Genomic DNA, 8212 nt, shown 5'->3' on the forward strand with positions numbered 1-8212 from the left:
CACGGTCGGTCGGTTTGGTTGCTCGGTCGGGGCGGTCGGCCGGGGCGGTCAGGCGTCGCCGAGGGTCTGGTCGAGGAAGGCGAAGACCTCGTCGTCGCTGGCCGAGTCCATCCGGTCCAGGACCGAACCGTCCGCGCCCGACGGCGACTCGGCCCCCGCCCCGGCTCCGGCCCCGGTCCCGGTCACCTTGGCGGCCAGGTCGCGCAGCCGGGCGGCGAGCCGTTCGCCCGCCACCGCGTCCGCGGTGAACTCGGCGGATTCGGAGAGCGCGGTGAGTGATCCCTCCAGCCGGTCGAGTTCCGCGAAGACCCGCAGGACGCGGGTGGTCCCGCCGCCACCGCCCGCGAACTCCTGGGCCAGGTGGTCGACCAGGGCCGCCGGGGTGGGGTGGTCGAAGGTCAAGGTGGCCGGCAGCCGCAGGCCGGTGAGGGCGTCAAGACGGTTGCGGTACTCCACCGAGGTGAGCGAGTCGAAGCCCAGCTCGGAGAAGGGCCGGTCGGACTCGACCGCCTCGGGGCCCGGATAGCCCAGCACCTCGGCGAGCTGGCCGCGTACCAGGACGGACAGTTCCACGGCCCGCTCCGCCTCGGACAGGCCGGCCAGCCGCTCCCGCAGCCCCTCGCCGGCACCGCCGGAAGCGGATCCGGTCGCGGGACGCTGCCCCGCGGGCACCCGTACCAGGCCGCGCAGCAGCGCGGGCACCGTGCCACTGTTCGCGGCCTGGCCGCGCAGCACGCCCACGTCCAGCCGGATCGGCATGACATGGGCCCGGTCGGCCGCCAGCGTGGCGTCGAGCAGCCGCAGGCCGTCGGCCGCGGAGAAGGCGGAGACGCCGGTACGGTCCATCCGGCGCCGGTCGGCCGCGTCGAGCGCGCCGGCCATGCCCGCGGTGCGCGCGGTGCCCTTGCCGCTCCCGGTGGTCTCGGTGGTGTCGGTGGTGTCGGTGGTGTCGGTGGTCTCCCAGAGTCCCCAGGACAGGGAGAGACCGGCCAGGCCGCGGGCCCTGCGGTGCTGGGCCAGGGCGTCCAGGAAGGCGTTGGCCGCCGCGTAGTTGGCCTGCCCCGGTCCGCCGAGCACCCCGGCCGCCGAGGAGAAGAGCACGAACGCGGAGAGCCCGAGCCCCTGGGTCAGCTCGTGCAGATGCCAGGCGGCGTCCGCCTTGGGGCGCAGCACCGCGTCCAGCCGGGCCGGGGTGAGATCGCCGACGACCGCGTCGTCGAGCGCGCCCGCGGCGTGCACCACGCCGGTCAGCGGGTGCTCCGCAGGGATCCGGGCGAGCAGTTCGCGTACGGCTTCCCGGTCGGCCACGTCGCAGGCCGCCCAGGTGACGTCGGCACCCAGGCCGGTCAGCTCCCGCTCCAGCTCCACCGCGCCCGGCGCCGAGCCGCCCCGACGACTCGCCAGCAGCAGATGACGCACGCCGTGCGCCACCACCAGATGACGGGCCACCAGACCACCCAGCGCACCCGACGCACCCGTCACCAGCACCGTGCCCGAACCATCGAAGACCGGGGTGGCCGGTGCGGCCGCGGTGGCGGCGCGGGTCAGCCGGGGGGCCAGCACGGCGCCGCCGCGGACCGCCAGCTGCGGCTCGTCCGGCGACCCGGCCAGCACCGGCAGCAGAGCACCGACGCCCGCCGCGATGTCGGCGCCGTCGTCCAGGTCGGCGAGGTGGAACCGGCCGGGGTGCTCGGACTGGGCCGAGCGCACCAGACCCCACAGCGCGGCGTGGCTCAGGTCCGCGACCCGCTCGGCCCCGATCCGCCCGGCGTCAGCCGCGGCGACCGCGCCTTGGGTGACGAACACCAGGCGGGCCGCGGCGAACCGCTCCTCGGCCGCCCACTCCCGCACCAGCGCCAGCGCCCGATGGGCCGCGGGGTGCGCGGCGCGCGCCGGGTCGGTGCCGCCGTCCTGCGGCGCGCACGGGACGAGGACGAGATCGGTGTCCGCCGCCACGGCGGCGAGCGAGTCGGCGGGCCGGGCGGTGACGCCCGCCGCGGCGAGCGCGGCGGTCAGCCCCAGCCGGTCCGGTCCGAGCACGGCGCAGCGCGGCGCGGCGGCCCCGGCCGGGGACGCGACGGAGGAAGACGGCACCGCTGCCCAGTCGACCTGGAACAGCGCCTCGGCCGGGCCGGTGTGCGCCGAGGCCGGGCGCAGCGCCAGCGAGGCGACGGCCGCGACCGGGGCGCCCGCCGGGTCGGTGACGTCCAGCGCCACGGCGTCCGGGCCGGCCGCCGAGATCCGCACCCGCAGCGCCGAAGCGCCGGTGCTCCCGGTGAACCGGGTCACCCCGCGCCAGGCGAACGGCAGGTGCGGCTGGTCCGGCACGGACAGGAAGTCGCCGTAGGCGATGGCGTGCAGGGCCGCGTCGAGCAGCGCCGGGTGGACGCCGTACCCGGCGGCCGCGGCAGCGGTGTCCTCGCCGAGTGCGACCTCGGCGTACAGCTCGCCGCCGTGCCGCCAGACGGCCCGCAGCCCCTGGAAGGCCGGGCCGTAGGCGAGCCCGGCGCGCGCCAGCCCCTCGTACAGCCCGTCGATCCGCACCGGCTCGGCGCCGGGCGGCGGCCAGGCGGAGGGGGCGGACGAGGAGGAGGCGGGCGTCGGCGCGGCGGGCGTCGGCGCGGCGGGGGCGAGCACTCCGGTGGCGTGCCGGGTCCACGGCTCGCCGTCCGGGGCGTCGTCGGGCCGGGCGTGGACGGTGATCTCCCGCCGCCCGGCCGCGTCCGGGGCCTGGGCCAGCAGGGTCAGCCGGACGCCGCCGTGCTCGGGCAGCACCAGCGGGGCCTGAAGGGTCAGCTCTTCGACCGAGACCCCTCCTCCGGCCCCCTGACCGAGCCGTGCGGCGGCCTCGGACACCAGCTCCACGAACGCGGTCCCGGGCAGCAGCACCGAGCCGGCCACCGCGTGGTCGGCCAGCCAGGGGTGCGTGCCCAGGGAGGGGCCGGCCGTGAAGAGGTGCTCGCCGTCCGGGAGTTCCCAGGAGCCGTCGAGCAGCGGATGCCCGAGGGCGCCGAGCCCGGCCGCGGGTGCCGCGTCGGCAGAGGTGGTGCCCGCAGCGACGGCCGGGGTGGCACCCGCGGGGCTGGTGGTCGCGGGGGTGATCCAGCAGCGGACGCGGTCGAAGGGGTAGCCGGGCAGGGAGAGTCGCCGGGGGCGCAGCCCTCGGGTCAGCGGGGCGAAGTCCACCTCGGCGCCGTCGACCCAGGCCTGCGCCAGCGGCGCCAGATCGCCTTGCTCGGCCGCCGCCGCCAGGATCGACGGGTCCGGCCAGGGGCCGGAGCGGCGGCGCCGGCCGCGGAAGCCGCCGGGTGGCAGTGAGCCGTCGGCGAGGTGGGCGGTGAGCAGACGCAGCAGCTCACCGGTGTCCGCGGCGATCACGGCCAGCCGCTCGTCCATCGCGTCCCGCCCGCTGTGCAGGGTGAAGGCGAGGTCGTCCGGGTCCGGACCGGCGCCGGACGCGACGGCGCCCGCGGTGCCGACGGTGGCGGCGGCCGGCCGGGCCGCGCCGGCGTGCGCGGCGTGCAGGCGCCGGGCCAGGAGGCGCAGCGTGGACTCGCCGTCCACGAAGGACGGCGGCAGCTCCTGTCCGAACTCCTCCTCGATCCGCTGCTCGAACATCACCAGCGCCGGGTAGTCCAGGCCGAGTTCGCCCAGCTTCTCGGTCGCGGCCGAGCCGTCCACCGCGCCGCCGAGCAGTTCCGCGAGCACGCCCGCCAGCCGGGCCTCGACGTCCTCGGCAGCCTCGACGGCGTCGACCGTGCCGACAGCGTCGACCGCCTCGGGTGCGCCCGGCTCTCCGGCCCGCTCCGGCAGGGCCGCCGGCGACGGGGTGCCGGTGGTGCGTGCCAGGTAGGCGGTGAAGCGCTCCAACTGGGCCCGCAGCCGGTCCGCGTTCTTGGCCGAGAAGACGAACAGCCGGTCCCGGGCCCCGCCGGTGGGCCGGGGCCTGGCATCCCGGTACTCCTCCAGGATCAGATGGGCGTTGGCGCCGCCCGCGCCGAAAGAGCTGATGCCGGCCCGCAGCGGGAGCCCCACCGCGTCGCCGCCCGGCCGCCACGGCGCCGCCTCGCGCTGCACCCGGAACCGCGAACGCGACCAGTCGACGGCCGGGTTGAGCGGGTCGGCGTGCAGCGAGGGCACCAGCTCGCGGTTCTTCAGCTGGAGCACCACCTTGGTGACGGCGGCGATGCCGGCCGCCGACTCCAGATGCCCGACATTGGACTTCACCGATCCGATGGGGACGGGCGTGCCGCGGGTGGCACCCAGCTCCTCGAACGCCTTCTCCAGACCGGCGATCTCGATCGGGTCGCCGAGCGAGGTGCCGGTGCCGTGCGCCTCGAGGTAGCCCAGCGTCGACGGGTCCGTGCCGGAGCGGCGGAAGGCGTCGACCATCAGCTGCGCCTGTCCCTGCGGGTTGGGCACCGAGAAGCCGCCGGTGCGGCCGCCGTGGTTGACGGACCGGCCGCGGATCACGGCGTACACCTGGTCGCCGTCGCGCAGCGCGTCGCGCAGCGGCCGCAGCAGCACCGCCCCGACGCCCTCGCCCGGCACGTAGCCGTCCCCTCCCTCGCCGAAGGCGCGGCAGCGGCCGTCCGTGGAGAGGAAGGAGGACTGTCCGAGCAGCAGGTACTTGTTCGGGTGGACGGAGAGGTTCACCCCGCCCGCCACGGCCGCCTCGCACTCACCCCGCAGGATGCTCTCGCACGCCTGGTGGATGGCGGTCAGCGAGGACGAGCACATGGTGTCCAGCGCGATGCTGGGGCCGCGCAGGTCGAAGAAGTACGACACCCGGTTGGCGATCGCGGCGTTGAACGAGGACGGCACCAGCCCGCCCGGCTCCTCGGGGCCCCGGACTCCGTAGAGCTGGTACTGGTTGTACATCACGCCGACGTACACCCCGACCGAACGGCCCTTCCAGCTCGCGGGGGCGTGCCCGGCGTCCTCGAAGGTGTGCCAGACGGTCTGCAGGAAGAGCCTCTCCTGCGGGTCGATGACGGCCGCCTCGTTGGGCGAGATGTGGAAGAACAGCGGGTCGAACTCGTCGATGCCGTCCAGGAATCCACCCCAGCGGCCGTACGTGCGGCCCGGGGTGCCGCGCTGCGGCGCGAAGATCGCGTCATGGTCCCAGCGGTCCGCGGGCACCTCGGTGACGCAGTCCCGGCCGGCCCGCAGGTTCTCCCAGAAGGCGTCGAGGTCCTCGGACATCGGGTAGCGGCCGCTGATGCCGACGATGGCGATCGCGTCGTCATCGACGACGTCCGCGGCGGCGTTCGCGGCGGCGTCAACCGGGCCGGCGACAGCGTGCGCCTCGGCAGGGGCGGGGGCGGTGGCTGGCGGCCCGGCCTCGCCGAGGGCCAGCTGCTGGAAGGGGGCCGAGTGGGCGGCGAAGGACTCGATGATCCGGTCCCGCGAGCCCGCCAGCGCCACCACATGGCCGGTGGCCGCGGACGGCACGGAGAGCAGGATCCGCGCCCCGGTGGCGTCGTCGAGCGGTTCCATGCCCATCGAGCGCAGCGCGGCAGCGGCGGTGTCGGTCAGGCCCATGCCGCCGCCCAGCCAGGCGGGCCAGCCGATGGAGACGGTGCGGCCGTGCCGGGCGCCGGCGGCGGCCAGCCGCTCCCGCTCGACGGCGAAGGCGTCCAGATAGGCGTTGGCGCAGGCGTAGTCGGTCTGGCCCGCGTTGCCCCAGGCGGCGGCGGTGGACGAGCAGAGCACGAAGAAGTCGAGCGGCTCGCCGGCCGTCGCGCGGTCCAGGAGGGCGGTGCCGGTCACCTTGGGGGCCAGCACCGCCTCGGCGTCCTGCGCCGTCTTGCCCAGCACCATGCCGTCGCGCAGCACCCCGGCGGTGTGGATGACGCCGTGCAGCGCGCCGAAGCGGCGGCGGGCGGCGGCGATCAGCTCGTCCACGTCCGCGGCGCGGCCGACGTCGGCGACCTGGTGCAGCACCTCGGCGCCCAGCGCGGTCAGTTCGTCGAGGCGGCGCCGTCCCGCGGCGTCCAGCGGGGAGCGGCCGCACAGCACCAGACGGGCCCGGTGGCGCTCGGCGAGGAAGCGGGCAAGGGCGAGACCGACTCCGCCCAGTCCCCCGGTGAGGAGGTAGACGCCGCCGTCGCGCGGGCGGACGGCGCCGCCGCCCGCCGGGGTCCGGGCCGCGTCCGGGGCGGCGGCGAGTTCGCGGTAGCGGCGGATGGTGCGCCGCCCGCCGCGCAGCCGGACGTCGACCTGGCCGTCGTCGGCCAGCTCGGCCTCGGCGGCGGCCCGCGCGCGCTCCGCCGACTCGTCGAGCTGGAGCAGGCTGAAGCGCATCCCGGGGTGTTCGAGGCGGAGGCTCTTGAACATGCCGCTGAGCGCCTGGAGCGGGGAGAAGCCGTCGCCCGAGGGGGTCGGCAGCAGGTAGACCAGCCGCAGCCCACGCTTGCCCGGCTGCCGCATCATCGCGGCGCTGAAGTGCAGCAGCGCGGCGAACTCGCGGCGCAGCAGCTCCGGGTCGCCGACCGGCCCGGCCGGGCACCACAGCACCTCGGTGGGGAGCTGGGAGCGCTGGGCCAGCCGGTCCACCAGCCGCTGCCAGTCGGCCGGGGAGGCCGGATCGAGGCGGAAGCCGTCGGCGTCCTCGGCGAAGCCGGGGCCGTGGCCGACCCGGACCGTGCCGGCGTCCGGCCGGTCACCGGGGCGGTGGCCGCCCGCGGGCAGCAGCCCGGCCGGGTCGACCAGCAGCCCGGGGCCCGCCGTGGCGGGGGCGGCGGGGCGCACCGGCAGCGGGGCGTCCTCCCACCGGCCTTCCATGAAGAGCAGATCCAACGGACCGGCGGACGCGGGCGCGGGCGCGGCCGAGGCCGCGGAGACCGCGGAAGCCGGCACGGCGGCAGCGGGGGCGGCCGGGGCGGCTCCGTCGGCGGGCGCGGGCGAGGCTGCGGCAGGGGCGATGTCACTCGCGGCGGCGGCCGGGGCCAGGGCGGCGGTGCCGACCGTCTCCAGTAGGTGCCCCGCCAGGCTCTCCACCGTGTTGTGCTCGAAGAGCAGCGTCGGATACAGCTCCGTGGCCAGCGCCGATTCCAGCTCCCGGACCACCGCGAGCAGCGCGGTGGACTCCAGGCCCAGCTCGTAGAAGCCGCGCTCGGGGTCGACCCGGTCGGGGTCGGCGCCCAGCTTCTCCGCGAGCAACCCGTTGATCAGCCCGCGCAGGGCGTCGAGGCCGCCGCCCGCGTCGGGCGCCGCAGCCTCGGCAGCTTCCTCGGCGGCGGGCTCCCCCGCGGCGGCCGCGCCGTCGGCGGACGGCGCGGTGAGTGCCGCCTCGTCCGGGGCCACGCTGGTCAGCTGGGTGATCGAGCCGGTCTCCCGGACCCGCTTCGAGGTGAGCCCGTGCAGCCACATCTGGCAGACGCCATCGACGTCGTAGAAGTCCAGGTCGCAGATGTTGAGATCGGCGTCCTGCCCGGCGTAGCGGGGCGGCCTGGCGTGCACCCGGTTGTCGCGGCCGACCGGGCGGCGGGCCCGGAAGGACTCGATGTAGATGGGGATGTACGGCTTGCGGTCCTCCGGCGCCTTCTCGCCGAAGCGGCGCACGAAGTCTGAAGCGAACTGCGTGGGCAGCAGGGTGGAGGAGTCCAGACAGGCGGGGTGCAGCCGGAAGTACTCCAGATACGCGGCGGCCGACGGGCTGACCGCGATGTCCGCCAGCAGCTCCCCCTCGGCCACGTGCAGGACGCCGCGCCCGCGCATGAAGTCGCCGTGCACGATGCCGGCTTCCCGTACCACCCGGTACAGCTCGGCCAGGTCCACGGTCCGCTCCGCCCGGCCGCGCAGCGCGTCCAGGTCGATCCGCCGCACCGGGAACGGCTCGCCCAGGCGCAGCTCGCACTCCAGCACGTCGGAGGGCGCGCCACGGCTGCCGTCCCGCAGCAGCGGCACCCCACGCACGGTGATCCGGTACCGGTCGCCGCCCTCGGCCGTGAAGCGGAAGTCCAGCTCGGTGTCGAAGCGTTCGCTCGCGGCCACCGCCTGCTTGAACAGGATCCGCCGCAACTCGGCGGTCTCGGTGTCCACTCCCTTGGAGCTCAGGATCCGGTGGATCAGATCGAGGAACGAGACCCCGGGCAGGATGCTCGTGCCGTGCACGGTGTGGTCGCGCATCACCGGGTCGGTGTGGCGGACCACGACGGTGCACCTCAGCCCGTGCAGGGCGTCCGTTTCGTTGCTCACAACTCGTCCT

The 8212-nt window shown here is 76.3% G+C and carries 1 protein-coding gene; it reads right to left on the bottom strand.

Annotated features, from left to right (window positions below; genetic code table 11):
• Nucleotides 1-48 precede the first annotated feature (48 nt).
• Nucleotides 49-8202, bottom strand: coding sequence for an SDR family NAD(P)-dependent oxidoreductase (locus AC4BDD_RS11710; RefSeq protein WP_490690938.1), 8154 nt, complete (start codon nt 8200-8202; stop codon nt 49-51).
• Nucleotides 8203-8212: the final 10 nt, after the last annotated feature.

It is taken from the genome of Streptomyces sp. JLBT605 (genome assembly GCF_058215555.1).